This window comes from Rhodococcus sp. ARC_M12 (assembly GCF_022810385.1).
GTDB classification, from domain to species: Bacteria; Actinomycetota; Actinomycetes; order Mycobacteriales; family Mycobacteriaceae; genus Rhodococcoides; species Rhodococcoides navarretei.
This window is the reverse complement of record NZ_JALGQI010000001.1, coordinates 531,563-549,188: the sequence shown is the minus strand read 5'-3', so window position 1 is coordinate 549,188 and position 17,626 is coordinate 531,563. Positions and strand designations below refer to the sequence as shown.

Below are 17,626 nucleotides of genomic sequence, written 5' to 3'. Positions count from 1 at the left end.
CCTGGTCGGCTCACACTCCTTAAGCTCGGTCCGTGCGTAAGAACAGAGCGACAGAACCCGGCACCGGAGTAGTGCGGCGTCGAGTGCCGACTCGCATTGCCGGCTTCCGCTCGATCGACGTACTGATCGTCACGGTCACGGCGGTGCTGTATTCGATCTCGTGGCCGACATTGCCGTTGACACATGATGTTTCGGGACCGTTGCTGCCAATCGTCGGCGCGCTCGCCGCGTTTCCGTTCGCGTTGATCCGCATCAATCCCGCACTGGGGTGGGCGGTCTCGGCGCTGTCCGCGCTGGTGATTCCGGTGGCATTCGATCGCGTTGCGGGCTACGACTATCCCTGGCAGGTAGTGCACATTCTCGTTCTGCTGTCGTTGTTGTTCGCCGTCGCTCTGAGGTCACCTGCGTCGCTGCTTCTCCTGGCCTGGTCGGCCAGCATGCTCGTGTTCTTCGCCTACATGCCGGGCTCGGACGGCGTCGGCTGGTCGGTGGGTCTGACCGCAGTCGTGGTGTTCGGACTGTTGATCCGCTGGCTCGTTCTCTCCCGCAGGCAGCTCGCGCAGCAAGAGGAAGTCAGTGAACTCGAGCGCACCCGACGCACCGTTCTCGAGGAGAAGGCCAAGATCGCCCGCGATCTGCACGACGTTGTTGCTCACCACATGTCGATGGTCGTCGTGCAGGCGCAGAGTGCGCCGTATCGGCTCGATGACGTATCTGTTGCCGCAGCACAGGAATTCGAGTCGATCGGAGCTACCGCACGGGAAGCGCTCAACGAGATCCGGGGAATGCTGGGGGTCCTGCGCAGCGACGGACAGCAGTGGCAGGATGCGCCGGCACCGAATGCACTGGACCTCGAACGTACCCTGGAGGCGAGTCGCAAGGCAGGTATGGAGGTGCGCTGGACGGTCACCGGTCCGGTCGAATCCATTGCCGACACAACGGGTTTGGCGTTGTATCGCATTCTGCAGGAGTCGTTGTCGAATGCTGCCCGCCACGCCCCCGAAGCCGCAGTGACCGTCGACATCACCGTCGGGCCGAGCACCGTCGTCATGACGGTGGTCAATGCGCCGTCACCGAACACGAGTGTCGGACGCACCGCCGGATCCGACACCGGTGGGCACGGGATAGCGGGCATGCGCGATCGTGCGCGCGCCGCACACGGCTGGCTGCATGCGACCGCGCTGCCCGACGGCGGGTTCGAGGTAGCGGTGCACGTTCCGAACGGCATGCCGATATCGACTGCATCGGTTGTTCGGAACGATCTCGCCTAGGCTGTTGCCCGTGGCTACCACGGTGTTCATCGCCGACGACCAGGCAATGGTGCGGCAGGGTTTCGGTGCGCTCCTCGGCGCTCAGGCCGACATTTCCGTCGTCGGAGACGCCGACAACGGCAGAACGGCGGTCAGGGAGGTCGCCCGGCTGTTGCCCGACGTGGTGCTGATGGACGTGAGAATGCCCGAGATGAACGGTCTCGATGCTGCTCGCGCGATTCTCACCGCATCGCTTCCGTCGCCGGTACGCATTCTGATGCTGACCACGTTCGACATCGATGACTACGTCTACGAGGCGCTGGCTCTCGGTGCGAGTGGTTTTCTGCTCAAGGATGCCCCGGCCGAGGAGTTGATTCGCGGTGTTCGGGTCGTCGCCGCCGGCGAGGCGTTGCTGGCCCCCTCGGTGACGAGACGGCTCATCGCCGACGTCACCTCCCGGCGGGGATCGCGGCGACACGCGTCGCCGCGGCTGAGCGATCTGACTCCGCGGGAACGCGAGGTCCTCGAACTCATCGCCACCGGCATGTCCAATTCGGAGATTGCGGCCTCGCTGTTTCTCGCCGAACAGACCGTGAAAACGCACGTCGGCAAGGTTCTCGCAAAGCTCGGATTGCGCGACCGCGCCCAGGCCGTCGTGCTTGCCTACGAGACCGGCGTCGTCACACCGAAGTGAGGGCCGAACGGTACCGACGCGCGCAGCATCCCACGCCCGATTAGGCTGACGTCCGTCACTGGGTCCGCTTCACGGACCTGCGAGCAGAGAGGCGACAACCGATGCGCATCGGAGTTCTGACCGGAGGCGGCGATTGCCCAGGGCTGAATGCGGTGATTCGCGCAGTCGTCCGCACCGCGGACGCTCGGTACGGCTCCTCTGTCGTCGGTTTCCAGGACGGATGGCGCGGGCTTCTCGAAGACCGTCGGGTGCAGCTGCGTAACGACGACCGCAACGATCGACTGCTCACCAAGGGCGGCACGATGCTCGGCACCGCGCGCACCAATCCGGATGTGTTGCGCGCCGGGCTCGATCGGGTCAAGCAGACTCTCGAGGACAACGGCATCGATGTGTTGATCCCGATCGGTGGCGAAGGAACCCTCACTGCTGCCGCATGGTTGTCGGAGGAGGGGGTGCCGGTGGTCGGTGTGCCCAAGACGATCGACAACGACATCGACTGCACCGACGTCACATTCGGCTTCGACACGGCACTGACGATCGCCACCGATGCGATCGACCGCTTGCACAGCACCGCGGAATCCCATCAGCGCGTGATGCTCGTCGAGGTGATGGGTCGGCACGCCGGGTGGATCGCTCTGCACGCCGGCCTGGCGTCGGGTTCGCACATGACGCTGATCCCGGAGCAACCGTTCGACGTCGAAGAAGTCTGCACGTTGGTGCGCAAGCGCTTTCAGCGAGGAGACTCGCACTTCATCTGCGTCGTTGCCGAGGGGGCCAAGCCGCTCGAGGGTTCGATGGAGCTACTCGACGGCGGTATCGACGAGTTCGGGCACGTTCGATTCACCGGGGTTGCCCACCAGCTCGGCGTCGAGATCGAGCGCCGCATCAACAAGGAAGTTCGCACCACGGTCCTCGGCCACGTCCAGCGAGGTGGAACGCCGACGCCGTACGACCGCGTTCTCGCAACACGATTCGGCGTCAACGCGACCGATGCGGCCCATTCGGGGGACTTCGGCAAGATGGTCTCGCTGCGCGGAACCGAAATCGGCCTGGTGTCCTTGGCCGAGGCCACCAAGCAACTCAAGCGGGTACCGCAGACCCGATACGACGACGCCGCCGCGTTCTTCGGCTGAACCGGTGTCATCAGCGCGGTCGGGGCAGAGTCTGCTTCTCCGGGGCAGTCACCCGTGCACGGTAGCGAACACGCATGATCACTGGCGCTTTCCTGCCGGAGTGGAGCCTGCGGGCACGGCCGACAGTGGGTAGGACATAAACTTGCGTGCATGACTGCTGCAACCGTCGATTTGATCGATTACGACGATGTGCTCGCCAAGTTCGACCCCGTGTTGGGCATGGAGGTCCACGTGGAGTTGGGTACGGCGACCAAGATGTTCTGTGGCTGCCCCACCGAGTTCGGTGCGGAGCCGAACACGCAGGTGTGCCCCGTGTGCCTGAGCCTCCCCGGCGCGCTTCCGGTGGTCAATTCCGCCGCGGTGGAGTCGGCGATTCGGATCGGGCTGGCGCTCAACTGCTCGATCACTCCGTGGGGGCGGTTCGCTCGTAAGAACTACTTCTACCCGGATCAGCCGAAGAACTATCAGATCTCGCAGTACGACGAGCCGATTGCGACCGAGGGCTACCTCGACGTTCTGCTCGACGACGGCAGTACGTTCCGCGTCGAGATCGAACGGGCGCACATGGAGGAGGACACCGGTAAGTCGACGCACGTCGGTGGGGCGACCGGCCGCATCGAGGGGGCGTCGCATTCGCTGCTCGATTACAACCGTGCCGGTGTGCCGTTGGTGGAGATCGTGACCAAGACCATCACGGGAACCGGTGCGCGCGCGCCCGAGGTCGCCCGTGCATACGTCACCGCGTTGCGTGACCTGTTGAAGTCACTGAACGTGTCCGACGTGCGGATGGACCAGGGTTCGTTGCGTTGCGACGCCAACGTGTCGCTGATGGAGAAGACGGCAACCGAATTCGGCACGCGCACCGAGACGAAGAACGTCAACTCGCTCAAGAGCGTCGAGGTTGCCGTTCGGTACGAGATGCGGCGTCAGGCAGCGGTGCTCGAATCGGGCGGCGAGGTGACGCAGGAGACTCGGCACTTCCAGGAGTCCGACGGCACCACCACCGCGGGCCGCAAGAAGGAGACTGCCGAGGACTACCGCTACTTCCCCGAGCCCGACCTGGCACCTGTCGCTCCCGACGCGGCGTGGATCGAGGAGCTCCGGGCGACGTTGCCCGAGCTGCCGTGGTTGCGCCGCGGTCGGATTCAGAAGGAGTGGGGTGTCTCGGACGAGGAGATGCGCGACCTCGTCAATTCCGGTGCGCTCGAGCTCGTCTCGGCGACGGTCGAGGCCGGTGCGTCGGCGCAGGCCGCGCGGTCGTGGTGGGTGTCGTACCTGGCTCAGCAGGCCAACATCGCCGGTGTCGAGCTGACCGATCTGGCCATCACTCCGGCTCAGGTCGCCGAGGTGGCCGCGCTGGTTGCGGACGGCAAGCTCAACAACAACGGTGCTCGTCAGGTGGTGGACGGGGTACTGGCGGGAGAGGGTGAGCCGGCGCAGGTGATGTCTGCGCGAAACCTGGTGCTGGAGAAGGACGACACGAAATTGCAGGCCGCTGTCGACGAGGCCCTGGCCGCCAATCCCGGTGTTGTCGAGAAGATCCGCAGCGGCAAGGTTCAGGCAGCCGGTGCCATCGTCGGTGCGGTGATGAAGGCAACACGCGGCCAGGCCGATGCGGCTCGCGTCAAGGAGTTGGTCCTCGCGGCCTGCGGCCAGTCCTGACCTTCCATATCGACTGCGGCCGAACGTGATACGCGTTCGGCCGCAGTCGTGTCCGGGTCAGTCGAAGCCGCCTCCGCCGCCACCGGGGAACGGCACCTTGACGACGCGGTCATCGGTGGGTCCGGGAGTGGGTCCGGTCTTGTTGACGGTGCCCACCAGGATCTGTCCGTCGGCTGAGCTCGTTGCTCCGCCGAGCTGCCCGTACTCGTCCTGGATCAGCAATGTCGGTTCGGCGGAGACCGCGCCGGTGTTGGGGTCCGTCGTCAGTGCCGCAACAGCTCTGGCTGTCGTGAGCGCAACCGCGACGCCGCCCTCGCCCGCTGCACAACCTGCGACACCTGGACGGTCGGGCCACGTCCATACCGGTGAGAACACCGCACCCAGAGTGTCGATGCGCTGCAGGCGATCCTCGAGTGCGGTGCGGTCGGTGACGTAGATGTTCCCGGTGCCGTCGGTGCAGACGTCGCCCGCCGTGCCGATACCGCTGAGTGCGATCTGCGGCCGCGGGGGACTCGGTGTCGGGGACAGCGAGGTCACCCGTAACAACTTGCCGGACAGGGAGTTCGGGCTTGCAGCCGCAGCCGGATCACCGTTGTCGCCGGTCAGTACCAGTAGCTCGTTGGGAGTGTAGAAGTCGATCGCTCCGCGGTTGCCCGTCGCGCCGCGAGGAATACCGGTCAGGATGTCCTTCGGGACATCGCCCTGGGCGAGTCGGACCACCCTGGTGTCCGTGGACGTGGTGATGAGGGCGTAGAGCAACCCGTCCTCGATGTACGTCGGAGACAGTGCGATGTCGAGAAGGCCACCGTCGCCGGTGCCGTCCACGTCGATGCGTGCCACTTCGACGGGTGTCCGGTTTGCCGCGACCTCCATGATGCGACCGGTGCGACGCTCGGCAACCAGAGCCGCCTGACCGTCGGGGAGTGCGACGAGCCCGCCCGTGGTGTCAAGGCACGTCGCGATGACCGCCGGATCGGGGTCGACACACGGACCGGATGGCGGGGGCGGTGAGTTGGGATCGGCCGGCGGCGTCGTCTCGCTGGGCGTCGTCGGCTCCAGCTCGGCCGCGCCCACCTCGGGCGCAGGAGTGAAGGGTGATGAATTCGAGTCGTCGAAACGGGCGCACCCGGCGAGCAGGGCAGCGGTCATCGACAGGGCGACGACAGCAGCGGTTGCAGTTCGTGGCGACGCTCCGACCGGCTTCATGCTTCGAACGGTACGGAACGTCCGGGAAGACTCGCCACGCGGCCGTGAGCGTCGACGTCGGTGTGGAGGGCACATCGGCTCTAGTGTGGAGAGGTGACCGATACACCGCGCGACCCCAACCGGCCGGATACGTCGTACGAACCGGCCGAGAGCCCGTACGACAATCCCACGGAGAAAATTCCTCCCTCGCGCTCCACCTCCGAGACGTCCGCGTCCGACAGCACCGATACCTCCGGTACACCGACCACGGCGTTCGGCGCTCAGCGCTCGGACCGGCTGCCTCGTACCGACGACGAACTCGACTTTCCGAACTCGTCGTCGTCGTCCGACGCACGCTCGGCCGATGCGCAGCCCACGGAGAAGATGCAGACCTATCGCCCGTCGGCCTTCGCCGACGCGCCGACCGAACGCCGGTCTGCCTCGGACAGTACGTCGTCGAATGCGTACTCCGATCGCTCCACCGAGTACCTCGGTACGTCCGCAGGTGGCGCAACTGCGGCCGCCGTCGCCCCCGAGCCCGAAATTCGCACCGAGACCGTCGAGGTTCCCGCGCGCCGCGGCACCACCGATCTGGGCCTGTTCGTGCTTCGCGTGGCAATCGGTGCGGTCTTTCTCGGCCACGGCCTGCAGAAGCTCGTCGGCTTGTGGAACGGCCCCGGTCTCGACGGATTCCAGAACCTGCTGGAGGATTCGGGATTCCGCTATTCGGAGATCCTCGCGATCGCGGCCGCAGCAGGCGAAACCCTCGGCGGCGCGCTGCTGATCCTCGGCCTGGCAACTCCGCTTGCCGGCGCGGCTGTACTGGCGACGATCATCAACGCGTGGTGCTTCAAGCAGGCCGTCGAGCCCGGATTGCAGTTCTCCGGCACCGGCGGCGTCGAATACGAGACGGTTCTCGGATTCGCCGCAGCCGCGCTCATCCTCACCGGCCCGGGACGCATCTCGTTCGACGGACGTCGCGGATGGGCAACCCGACCGCGGATCGGCTCGTTCCTGGCGCTCGCTGTCGGCATCGCAGCAGGCGTGTGCATCTGGATCTTCCTGAACGGGGCCAACCCCGTCGTCCGCTGACCTCGAACACCGGTACAACCCAGGTGAGCGGAAGTTCGTAGCAGACTACGAACTTCCGCTCACCTGCCTGCGCTCCGCAGGCTCCACTCACCCGGTCACGGGACGTAACGAACAGCACCCTTGTCCGCTGATGTCGCCAACGCGGCGTACGCGCGTAGCGCAGTGGTCACCGTGCGCTGGCGATCGACCGGCTGCCACGGACGCTCCGACGCGTTCATCTTCGCGCGGCGTGTGTCGAGGGTCTCGTCGTCGACGAGGATTTCGAGGGTTCGAGTGGCGACGTCGATGCGCACCTGATCGCCGTTCTCGACGAGCCCGATCACACCACCCGCCGCGGCCTCGGGGGAGATGTGTCCGATGGACAGCCCCGACGTTCCGCCGGAGAAGCGGCCGTCGGTGATCAGTGCGCAGACCTTGCCGAGACCGGCACCCTTGAGGAAGGCCGTCGGATGCAGCATCTCCTGCATTCCGGGACCGCCCTTGGGTCCCTCGTAGCGAACGACCAGTACGTCACCGGGCTGAATCTTCTTCTGCAGAATGGCCGAGACGGCTTCTTCCTGCGATTCGACGACCAGTGCCGGTCCCTGGAAGGAGAACAGGTCCTCGTCGATGCCCGCAGTCTTGAGGATCGCACCGTCGAGTGCGATGTTGCCGCGGAGCACCACCAGACCGCCCTCGACCGTGTAGGCATGCTCGAGATCGCGGATGCAGCCGCCCGCGGCGTCCGTGTCCAGCGAGGACCAGCGGTTGGTCGTGGAGAACGGTTCGACGGTGCGGACGCCGCCGGGAGCGGCATGGAACAGCTCGATCGCCTCGTCGGACGCAGCACCGGATCGGATGTCCCACGTGTCGAGCCACTCGTCGAAGCTCTTGGTGTGCACGGTCGAGACGTCGGTGTCGAGCAGGTTCGCGCGCCGCAGTTCGCCGAGGAGAGCCGGGATTCCGCCGGCTCGATGCACGTCTTCCATGTGGTAGTCGGAGTTGGGGGAGACCTTTGCCAGGCACGGGACCTTGCGGCTGATGGCGTCGATGGTGTCGAGGTCGAAGTCGACCTCACCCTCCTGCGCGGCCGCGAGGGTGTGCAGCACCGTGTTGGTCGATCCACCCATCGCCACGTCGAGAGCCATCGCGTTGCGGAATGCGGCCGGTGTGGCGATGTTGCGGGGGAGTACGGATTCGTCCTCGTCGCGGTAGTACTTCAACGCGGCCTCGACGATGGTGGTGCCTGCGCGCGTGAACAGCGCGCGGCGGGCCTCGTGCGTGGCGAGAGTCGATCCGTTTCCCGGCAATGCCAGGCCGAGGGCTTCGGTGAGACAGTTCATCGAGTTCGCCGTGAACATGCCCGAGCAGGAACCGCACGTGGGGCACGCGCTGCGCTCGACCTCGTCGAGGCCTTCTTCGGACACCGCGTCGTTCGCGCTGGCCGAAATGGCGGTGATCAGGTCGGTCGGTGCCTGTGCGACGCCGTCGACGACCACGGCCTTGCCTGCCTCCATCGGTCCACCGGAGACGAACACGGCGGGGATGTTCAGGCGCATCGCGGCATTGAGCATGCCGGGAGTGATCTTGTCGCAGTTGGAGATGCAGACGAGCGCATCGGCGGTGTGGGCGTTGGCCATGTACTCGACGGAGTCGGCGATGATCTCGCGGCTGGGCAGCGAGTACAGCATGCCGCCGTGGCCCATGGCTATACCGTCGTCGACGGCGATGGTGTGGAACTCACGGGGAACGCCGCCTGCAGCTCGTACGGCGTCGGCGACGATCTCGCCGACGTTCTTCAGATGCACGTGGCCGGGAACGAACTGGGTGTAGGAGTTCGCGATGGCGACGATGGGTTTTCCGAAATCCGAATCGGTCATTCCGGTGGCGCGCCACAGCGAGCGTGCGCCCGCGGCATTGCGTCCGACAGTGGTGACCCGTGAGCGTAGCGGCGGCATAGTGCGTAGTCCTCGTTCGTTGCAGCGGTTTCTCGCATCGACGAGATTACTCGCCGCCGGTCTACTGCTCCTTCGGTGCCTGCTCGCCGTCGTTCTCGGCGTTCTCGGCTTCCTCCCGGTCTCGATCCTCGGCTTCGGCCGCGGCCGCGGCCGCGGCCGCAGCGTAGGGATCCGTGATGCGGCCGCCGCTGGCCGCGGCGAGTTGGGGGAGGAGATCGAAACGCACCAGCGGCAGCGACTTCTCGCTCTTGTCGGTGAGCACCACGCGCCCCCACCGGCGATCCGGGAAGTGGAGACCCACGACCGATTCCCATGCGATCACGTCGGAACCTACGAACCGTCGAGCAGTGATCGCCTCGGGGGTGATCACGGTGCGCACTCGAAAGACCCAGATGCCCGCGACGATGGGCAGAATCAGCAGCCAACCCATGGCCACAGGCCAGCTGGCGGCCGTCAGTCCCGTGCCGAACAACAGCAGTCCCACGCCGAGGAGCGCGAGACGCGGGACGCGAATGACCTGCCTGGTCGACGGTTGCGGTGCCTCGGCACCGTTCGGTGACTCAGGGGCAGTGTGGGATGATGGCCGAGGTGGTTCGGACTGCTGCGAAGACGACACCCATTCATCTTCGCATTGCATCTACGCGATCTCACATAATGGGATTGCGTCGTGACGAGTTTGACTCTTCCCTGTGCGCGCGCCTACCGTCGAGCGCGTGAAGCGGAATTGGATACTCGTAATCGGCCGGCGCGTCAACGCCTGAGCCGGTTGTTCAAACTCGCATCGACGCGCCACCCTCGTACAGCACATGCTGACGGGGGTTTTTTCTTGCCCAGAGATCGCCCAGCACTTTCACATTCCTGAGGAAGCAATCAGTGAGCGCACCAACCGCACGCCCAGGGCCCACGACCCGCAGGTCGGGGACAGCCTCCAGCCCGTCCACCTCCAGCTCGTCCGCTGAAGCGGCGACCGACGGATCGCGACGTCATGTCGCACCGGAGAAGGTCACCGGCGCACAGTCGGTCGTTCGAGCCCTCGAGGAACTCGACGTCGACACCGTATTCGGAATTCCCGGTGGCGCGGTCCTCCCGGTCTACGACCCGCTCTTCGACTCCGTCAAGGTGCGCCATGTGTTGGTGCGTCACGAGCAGGGTGCAGGCCACGCAGCCACCGGCTACGCCCAGGCGACCGGCAGGGTCGGCGTCTGCATGGCGACCTCCGGCCCGGGTGCAACCAACCTCGTCACCCCGTTGGCCGATGCACAGATGGACTCGGTGCCCATCGTCGCGATCACCGGTCAGGTCGCGCGCAGCCTCATCGGCACCGACGGCTTCCAGGAAGCCGATATCTCGGGCATCACGATGCCCATCACCAAGCACAACTTCCTGATCACCGACGGCGCGGACATCCCGCGCATCATGGCCGAGGCCTTCTACATCGCGGCCTCGGGTCGTCCCGGTGCCGTGCTCGTCGACATCCCGAAGGATGTGCTGCAGGCGCAGACCACGTTCTCGTGGCCGCCGGAGATGCGTCTGCCCGGGTACCGTCCGGTCACCAAGCCGCACGGCAAGCAGGTTCGTGAGGCAGCGCGGTACATCGCCGACGCCAAGCAGCCGGTGCTGTACGTCGGTGGTGGCGTCATCAAGGCCAATGCCTCGGCAGAACTTCTCGAGCTGGCAGAACTGACCGGCATCCCGGTCGTCACCACGCTGATGGCGCGCGGGGCATTCCCCGACACCCACCAGCTGAACCTGGGCATGCCGGGTATGCACGGCACCGTGGCTGCGGTGGCTGCACTGCAGCGCAGTGATCTGCTCATCACGCTCGGTGCTCGGTTCGACGACCGCGTCACCGGTCAGCTCTCGTCCTTCGCGCCGGATGCCAAGGTCATCCACGCCGACATCGACCCGGCCGAGATCGGTAAGAACCGGTACGCGGACGTTCCGATCGTGGGCGACTGCGGCGAGGTCATCACCGAGCTGATCGAGGCTCTGCGGGCCGATCGCGCGACCGGAACGACTCTCGATCTCGAGCAGTGGTGGGTCTACCTCGACGGCATCCGCAAGACGTACCCGTTGAGCTACGACCGTCCGTCCGACGGTTCCATGTCGCCCGAGTTCGTCATCTCCTCGGTCGGGAAGTTCGCCGGTCCCGACGCGATCTACTGTGCGGGCGTCGGCCAGCACCAGATGTGGGCTGCCCAGTTCATCAACTACGAGAAGCCGCGCACGTGGCTCAACTCGGGTGGCCTCGGCACGATGGGATACGCGGTCCCGGCCGCGATGGGTGCCAAGATGGGCCTTCCCGACGCCGAGGTGTGGGCCATCGACGGCGACGGCTGCTTCCAGATGACCAATCAGGAGCTGGCTACCTGCGCGGTCGAGGGCATCCCGATCAAGGTTGCGCTCATCAACAACGGCAACCTCGGCATGGTTCGCCAGTGGCAGACCCTGTTCTACGAGGAGCGGTACTCCAACACCAATCTCGGCACCCACGGTGCGGTCCGCATCCCGGATTTCGTGAAGCTCGCCGAAGCACTGGGTTGCGTCGGGCTGCGGTGCGAGCGGGAAGAGGACGTCGACGCGGTGATCGCGGAGGCCCGGGCCATCAACGATCGCCCGGTCGTCATCGACTTCATCGTCGGAGCAGACGCTCAGGTGTGGCCGATGGTCGCGGCCGGAACGGGCAACGACGAGATCATGGCCGCGCGTGGAATTCGACCGCTGTTCGACGACGACGAGACCGTGGGCACCGAGCCCGGTATCGACGACGCGATGGAACGCGAGCAGGCGCCGCACCCGATGAACAACGACGTGAAAGGCACCGACAAGTGAGCACGAGCCATACCCTCAGCGTCCTCGTCGAGGACAAGCCAGGTGTGCTGGCCCGCGTCGCTGCGCTGTTCTCGCGCCGTGGATTCAACATCTCCTCGCTCGCCGTCGGCGGCACGGAGATCCCCGAGATCTCCCGCATGACGATCGTGGTGACCGTCGACGAGTTCCCGCTCGAGCAGGTGACCAAGCAGCTCAACAAACTCATCAACGTCATCAAGATCGTCGAGCAGGACGACGATTCCTCGGTGGCCCGCGAGTTGGTGCTGATCAAGGTTCGCGCCGATGCCAGCGTGCGCAGCGAGGTCATCGAAACGGTGAACCTGTTCCGCGCCAAGGTGATCGACGTGTCTCCCGAGGCCGTGACGGTCGAAGCGACGGGCACCCGCTCGAAGCTCGACGCGTTGCTGAAGATGTTGGACCCCTATGGAATTCGAGAAATAGTTCAGTCGGGAGTCGTTGCCGTCGGACGTGGACCGAAATCGATCACCGCGTCGCGCTGAGCGACTGCGGTGACATTCAGCGAAATCGAAGAGGAAAGGTTACAAACAGTGGCAGTCGAGATGTTCTACGACGACGATGCTGATCTGTCGATCATCCAGGGCCGCAAGGTCGCTGTGATCGGTTACGGAAGCCAGGGCCACGCTCACTCGCTGAGCTTGCGCGACTCCGGTGTCGATGTGCGCATCGGCCTGGCGGCGGGCTCGAAGTCCCGTGCCAAGGCGGAGGAGCAGGGCCTGAAGGTCGGCACTCCTGCCGAGGTGTCCGAGTGGGCCGATGTGATCATGGTGCTCGCGCCCGATACCGCGCAGGCGAAGATCTTCTCCGAGGAGATCGAGCCCAACCTGAAGGACGGCGACGCGCTGTTCTTCGGCCACGGTCTCAACATTCACTTCGACCTGATCAAGGCTCCCGAGTTCGTCACCGTCGGCATGGTCGCTCCCAAGGGCCCCGGCCACCTGGTGCGTCGCCAGTTCGTCGACGGCAAGGGTGTTCCCGCGCTCATCGCCATCGACCAGGATCCCAAGGGCGAGGGCCAGGCACTGGCGCTGTCCTGGGCCAAGGGCATCGGTGGAACGCGCGCAGGCGTCATCAAGACCACGTTCAAGGAAGAGACCGAGACCGACCTCTTCGGCGAGCAGGCCGTGCTGTGCGGCGGCACCGAGGAGCTCGTCAAGACGGGCTTCGAGGTCATGGTCGAGGCCGGCTACGCGCCCGAGATGGCGTACTTCGAGGTGCTGCACGAGCTCAAGCTCATCGTCGACCTCATGTACGAGGGCGGCATTGCTCGGATGAACTACTCGGTGTCCGACACCGCGGAGTTCGGCGGCTACCTCTCCGGACCGCGCGTCATCGATGCAGGCACCAAGGAGCGCATGAAGGCGATCCTGGCCGACATCCAGTCGGGTGAGTTCACCCGTCGTCTGGTCGCCAACGTCGAGAACGGCAACACCGAGCTCGAAGGCCTGCGCAAGGCAAACGCCGAGCATCCCATCGAGGTCACCGGCAAGAAGCTGCGCGACCTGATGAGCTGGGTCGATCGCCCGATCACCGAAACGGCCTGATTCTCATCGAATCACGCTCTCGCACACGCTGATCGAAGGGCACTCCTGCGCCGGTAGGGGTGCCCTTCGACGCGTGAATCAGGTGGCGTCACAGCTCGACGTCCCCGACCTCTAAACTGTTTCTGCTGCACCAGCTCCGACTTTCACCGACAAACAGTCTCGAACCGACATAGGGAGTTCTTCACGTGAGCCAGCCAGGCCGTCCTGTCGTTCTGATCGCCGACAAACTTGCGCCGTCCACCGTCGAGGCATTGGGCGACGGCGTCGAGGTCCGTTGGGTCGACGGCCCGGACCGCCCCGCGCTGCTCGCCGCGGTTCCCGAGGCCGACGCGATCCTGGTGCGTTCCGCGACCACGGTCGATGCCGAGGTGCTCGCCGCCGGAACCAACCTCAAGATCGTCGCCCGCGCCGGTGTCGGCCTGGACAACGTCGACGTACCTGCAGCCACCGAGCGCGGTGTCCTCGTCGTCAACGCACCGACCTCCAACATTCACACGGCGGCGGAGCATGCAGTGACGCTGCTGCTGTCGGCCGCGCGCCAGATCCCCGCTGCCGACGCCACACTGCGTCAGCACGAGTGGAAGCGCAGCAAGTTCAACGGTGTGGAGATCTTCGGCAAGACCGTCGGCGTCGTCGGACTCGGCCGAATCGGTCAGCTGTTCGCTCAGCGTCTCGCCGCATTCGAGACCCACATCATCGCGTACGACCCCTACGTCTCGTCTGCTCGGGCCGCTCAGCTCGGCATCGAACTGGTGAGCCTGGACGAGCTGCTCGAGCGCGCCGACATGTTCTCGGTGCACCTGCCGAAGACCCCGGAGACCAAGGGAATCATCGGCAAGGAAGCTCTAGCCAAGACCAAGCCCGGTGTCATCGTTGTCAACGCCGCTCGAGGTGGACTGGTCGACGAGCAGGCCCTGGCCGACGCCATCACCAGTGGCCACGTCTTCGCCGCCGGAATCGACGTCTACGCCTCCGAGCCGTGCACCGACAGCCCCCTGTTCGAGCTGCCGCAGGTCGTCGTGACCCCGCACCTCGGCGCGTCGACCACCGAGGCCCAGGACCGCGCAGGCACCGATGTGGCCAAGTCGGTATTGCTCGCTCTCGCAGGCGAATTCGTGCCCGACGCGGTCAACGTCAAGGGTGGTGCCGTCGGCGAAGAGGTGTCGCCGTGGCTCGAGATCGTGCGCAAGCAGGGTGTGCTGCTCGGCGCTCTGTCCACCGAACTTCCCACGTCGCTGTCGGTCGACGTTCGCGGTGAACTGGCAGGGGAGGACGTCGAGATCCTCAAGCTCTCGGCGCTGCGCGGACTGTTCTCCGCCGTCATCGAGGACTCGGTCACGTTCGTCAACGCCCCGTCGCTCGCCGAGGAGCGTGGCGTCACCGCCGAGGTCACCACGGCGTCCGAGAGCGAGAACCATCGCAGTGTCGTCGACATCCGCGCCGTCTACGGCGACGGTTCGGTGCTCAACGTCGCGGGCACGTTGACCGGCACCACGCAGGTCGAGAAGATCGTCAACATCAACGGCCGCAACTTCGACCTGCGTGCCGAAGGCAAGAACCTCATCGTCAACTACGCGGATCAGCCCGGCAGTCTCGGCCGGATCGGCACCTTGCTCGGCGATGCCGGTATCGACATCCAGGCCGCCGCACTGAGCCAGGACTCCGAGGGTGACGGAGCAACGATTCTGCTGCGCGTCGACAAGGACGTTCCGGCGGAGTTGAGCGCGAGCATCGCCACCGCGGTCGGCGCGTCCACCATCGAGCTGGTCGACCTCTCCTGAGCATCGCTCGCCGTCGATCGAACTAATTCGAAGAATCACGAGGAGTGAGATGAAGCTGGCCGTCATCGCCGGAGACGGTATCGGACCCGAGGTCGTCACCGAGGCACTCGCCGTGCTCGACGTGGTTGCACCCGGTGCCGAGAAGACCGAGTACGACCTCGGTGCGCGTCGCTACAACGCCACCGGGGAGCTGCTGCCGGACTCCGTGTTGGCGGAACTGCGTGAGCACGATGCAATTCTGTTGGGAGCCATCGGAGATCCGTCGGTGCCGAGCGGCGTGCTCGAGCGTGGACTGCTGTTGCGAGCTCGGTTCGAGCTCGACCATCACATCAATCTGCGCCCGGCCAAGCTGTACCCAGGCGTGGTCGGACCGCTGGCCGGTGACAAGCAGATCGACGTCGTCGTCGTGCGTGAGGGCACCGAGGGTCCGTACACCGGAAACGGTGGTGCGCTTCGCGTCGGCACGCCGCACGAGGTGGCCACCGAGGTCAGCGTCAACACCCGCTACGGCGTCGAACGGGTGGTGCGCAACGGTTTCGAGCGGGCGCTCACTCGCAAGAAGCATCTGACACTGCTGCACAAGACCAACGTGTTGACCTTCGCGGGCAGCCTGTGGGCCCGCACGGTGGACGAGGTCTCGTCCGAGTTCCCGGACGTGGAGGTCGCGTACCAGCACATCGATGCCGCGATGATTCACCTCGTGACCGACCCGGGCCGATTCGATGTCATCGTCACCGACAATCTGTTCGGCGATATCGTGACCGATCTCTCGGCAGCGGTGACCGGCGGAATCGGTTTGGCCGCAAGTGGAAACATCGACGCCACCGGTACCAACCCCAGCATGTTCGAGCCGGTCCACGGCAGCGCGCCGGACATTGCCGGGCAGCAGAAGGCCGATCCGACGGCCGCGATCCTGTCGGTATCGCTGCTACTGGCGCACCTCGGCGACGCATCGAACGCTGCACGGGTCGAGGCTGCTGTTGCAGCGGATCTCGCCGAGCGGGGAACCGCTACTGCGTCGACGAAAGAGATCGGCGCTCGAATCGCCGCTCGCCTGTAACCCTCACATCACGACATGCCACGGTGGGCCGACAGCCCACCGTGGCATGTCGTGTATCGCGGCCACGTCACCTTCGGCATGTCACACGGTGCGGTCTGCACCCTGGTCGGACGTCTCGTCCGTGGGCTGGGGTGCCGGATCGTCGGGCACGATCGGTAGGGAGAGCGCGGGAAATACCGCAGATACCAGGAATGCGACGGGAAAGCTGATCGCCGCGATTGCGCCGAACACCGGCGGTACAGCCGAGGCGAACACGTACTGACTCGTGTTCTGCACCCCGAGAGCGCGTCCGCTCCAATACGGTCCCGAGATTTCCGCGACCGCAGTGAACGCGAGGCCGTTCGGGGCAACGGTGGCGACCGACGCGACGACGAGCAGGACGATGGCGGCGGGGGAGTCGAACCAGTCGGCGATGCCGAGCCCGAGCATGCTGGCAGCGGCAGTCACGGCTACCCACCTCAACGGCCGCATGCGGCTACCGACACGATCGGACAGCGCGCCGACGCTCATCCGGCCCAGTGCACCGAGAATCTGGGTCACCGTGACAAGGACGCCCGCGGCCGCGGCGGTCCACCCTCGGTCGGTCATCAGCCAGACGAGCGCATACGTCCAGACCACGTACTGCGGTACCACCAGCAGGATGGACGTGGCATGAATGCGCCACAGTTGGCTGCTGCTGCGATACGGATTGTCCAGCAGACCCTGCGCCGCCGCATCGACGCGGTTCGGACGGGGCGGGTCGACGACCGCGAGACACAGCAGGGCGCTCGCAGCGCACACGGCAGCGGGGACGAGCAGTGCCGCTCCGACGCCGTGGTCACGAGCGATGGGCGGGATGGTCAGTGCCGCGACGGCCACGCCGAGGGGCACCGACATCTGTCTGATCCCCATGGCCAGTCCACGACGATGCGGCGGGAACCACCCCACCACCACGCGTCCGCTCGCACTGTTCGCGCTGGCCGCTGCCATACCGCCGATCAACAGCAGGACCGCGAGCACCGGGATGGAGGTGCTGACCACTGCGGCGAGACTGGCTGCGGCCGTGAGTCCGAGCCCGATCGCCAGGACGAGTCGTTCGCCGATGCGGTCGACGAGCACGCCCCATGCGATGAGGGTCAGCATGATGCCCACGGTGGGCATCGCAACCACGAATCCTGCGGTCGCAAGGCCGAGTCCTCGGTCGTCGTGCAGGGCGGGAATGAGAAATGCAGCACCGTTGATGAAGACGGCACCTGCAGTCTGCGCGAGCATCCCGAGCACGAGCATGAACCACCGTCGCGTCTCCCCGATACTGGACAACTGGTTCGTGGCGCTCATTCCGGCCTCCCGTCTCAATATATGGACTTCAAATCTTGCTATATGGATATGACCGGGAACATTACACCGGCGAAAGATCGGCGGATCGGACGGCATCGACGTACGGAGAATGGCGGTCGAT

14 protein-coding genes are annotated in these 17,626 nt (G+C 65.6%); 10 read left to right on the top strand and 4 right to left on the bottom strand.

From position 1 onward, the window contains the following. Window positions 1-32: 32 nt before the first annotated feature. The 4 genes from MTX35_RS02555 to gatB all read left to right on the top strand — a co-directional run bounded on the left by MTX35_RS02555 (window position 33) and on the right by gatB (window position 4,739). Window positions 33-1,271, top strand: a complete 1,239-nt coding sequence (locus MTX35_RS02555; protein ID WP_374230217.1) for a sensor histidine kinase — start codon at window positions 33-35, stop codon at window positions 1,269-1,271. A 10-nt stretch (window positions 1,272-1,281) separates the two neighbouring features. Further along, window positions 1,282-1,944, top strand: coding sequence for a response regulator transcription factor (locus MTX35_RS02550; protein ID WP_243593430.1), 663 nt, complete (start codon window positions 1,282-1,284; stop codon window positions 1,942-1,944). 101 nt (window positions 1,945-2,045) lie between these two features. Then, on the top strand, window positions 2,046-3,077 hold the full coding sequence (locus MTX35_RS02545) for an ATP-dependent 6-phosphofructokinase (protein WP_243593429.1): 1,032 nt from the start codon (window positions 2,046-2,048) through the stop codon (window positions 3,075-3,077). A 150-nt stretch (window positions 3,078-3,227) separates the two neighbouring features. Continuing rightward, a complete protein-coding gene (gene gatB, locus MTX35_RS02540) occupies window positions 3,228-4,739 on the top strand; it encodes an Asp-tRNA(Asn)/Glu-tRNA(Gln) amidotransferase subunit GatB (RefSeq protein ID WP_243593428.1) in 1,512 nt (503 codons plus the stop codon). A gap of 57 nt (window positions 4,740-4,796) precedes the next feature. On the opposite strand, the gene MTX35_RS02535 is transcribed toward gatB, so the two are convergent. After that, entirely contained in the window at window positions 4,797-5,945 is a 1,149-nt protein-coding gene (locus MTX35_RS02535) for a sorbosone dehydrogenase family protein (RefSeq protein ID WP_243593427.1), read from the bottom strand. A gap of 93 nt (window positions 5,946-6,038) precedes the next feature. Between MTX35_RS02535 and MTX35_RS02530 the strand changes: the two genes are divergently transcribed. Continuing rightward, a complete protein-coding gene (locus tag MTX35_RS02530) occupies window positions 6,039-7,016 on the top strand; it encodes a DoxX family protein (RefSeq protein WP_243593426.1) in 978 nt (325 codons plus the stop codon). Between the two features lie 95 nt (window positions 7,017-7,111). Here the strand turns inward: MTX35_RS02530 and ilvD are convergent, their stop codons facing one another. Then, on the bottom strand, window positions 7,112-8,953 hold the full coding sequence (gene ilvD / locus MTX35_RS02525; RefSeq protein WP_243593425.1) for a dihydroxy-acid dehydratase: 1,842 nt from the start codon (window positions 8,951-8,953) through the stop codon (window positions 7,112-7,114). Between the two features lie 61 nt (window positions 8,954-9,014). After that, window positions 9,015-9,569, bottom strand: coding sequence for a PH domain-containing protein (locus MTX35_RS02520; protein WP_243593424.1), 555 nt, complete (start codon window positions 9,567-9,569; stop codon window positions 9,015-9,017). Between the two features lie 257 nt (window positions 9,570-9,826). Between MTX35_RS02520 and MTX35_RS02515 the strand changes: the two genes are divergently transcribed. The 5 genes from MTX35_RS02515 (at window position 9,827) to MTX35_RS02495 (ending at window position 16,188) form a co-directional block, all read left to right on the top strand. Then, window positions 9,827-11,785, top strand: a complete 1,959-nt coding sequence (locus tag MTX35_RS02515) for an acetolactate synthase large subunit (RefSeq protein ID WP_243593423.1) — start codon at window positions 9,827-9,829, stop codon at window positions 11,783-11,785. Continuing rightward, on the top strand, window positions 11,782-12,285 hold the full coding sequence (ilvN, locus tag MTX35_RS02510; protein ID WP_032397758.1) for an acetolactate synthase small subunit: 504 nt from the start codon (window positions 11,782-11,784) through the stop codon (window positions 12,283-12,285). The genes MTX35_RS02515 and ilvN overlap by 4 nt, the downstream gene beginning before the upstream one ends. A 60-nt stretch (window positions 12,286-12,345) precedes the next feature. Then, window positions 12,346-13,347 carry a ketol-acid reductoisomerase gene (gene ilvC, locus MTX35_RS02505; protein WP_170944858.1) on the top strand — a complete coding sequence of 334 codons (1,002 nt, stop codon included), beginning with the start codon at window positions 12,346-12,348 and terminating at the stop codon, window positions 13,345-13,347. A gap of 185 nt (window positions 13,348-13,532) precedes the next feature. Beyond that, window positions 13,533-15,128 carry a phosphoglycerate dehydrogenase gene (serA, locus tag MTX35_RS02500; RefSeq protein ID WP_243593422.1) on the top strand — a complete coding sequence of 532 codons (1,596 nt, stop codon included), beginning with the start codon at window positions 13,533-13,535 and terminating at the stop codon, window positions 15,126-15,128. 49 nt (window positions 15,129-15,177) lie between these two features. After that, window positions 15,178-16,188: a 3-isopropylmalate dehydrogenase gene (locus tag MTX35_RS02495; RefSeq protein WP_243593421.1), complete on the top strand. Its 1,011-nt coding sequence runs from the start codon at window positions 15,178-15,180 to the stop codon at window positions 16,186-16,188. Window positions 16,189-16,269: 81 nt separating this feature from the next. On the opposite strand, the gene MTX35_RS02490 is transcribed toward MTX35_RS02495, so the two are convergent. Then, entirely contained in the window at window positions 16,270-17,505 is a 1,236-nt protein-coding gene (locus MTX35_RS02490; RefSeq protein WP_243593420.1) for an MFS transporter, read from the bottom strand. Window positions 17,506-17,626: the final 121 nt, after the last annotated feature.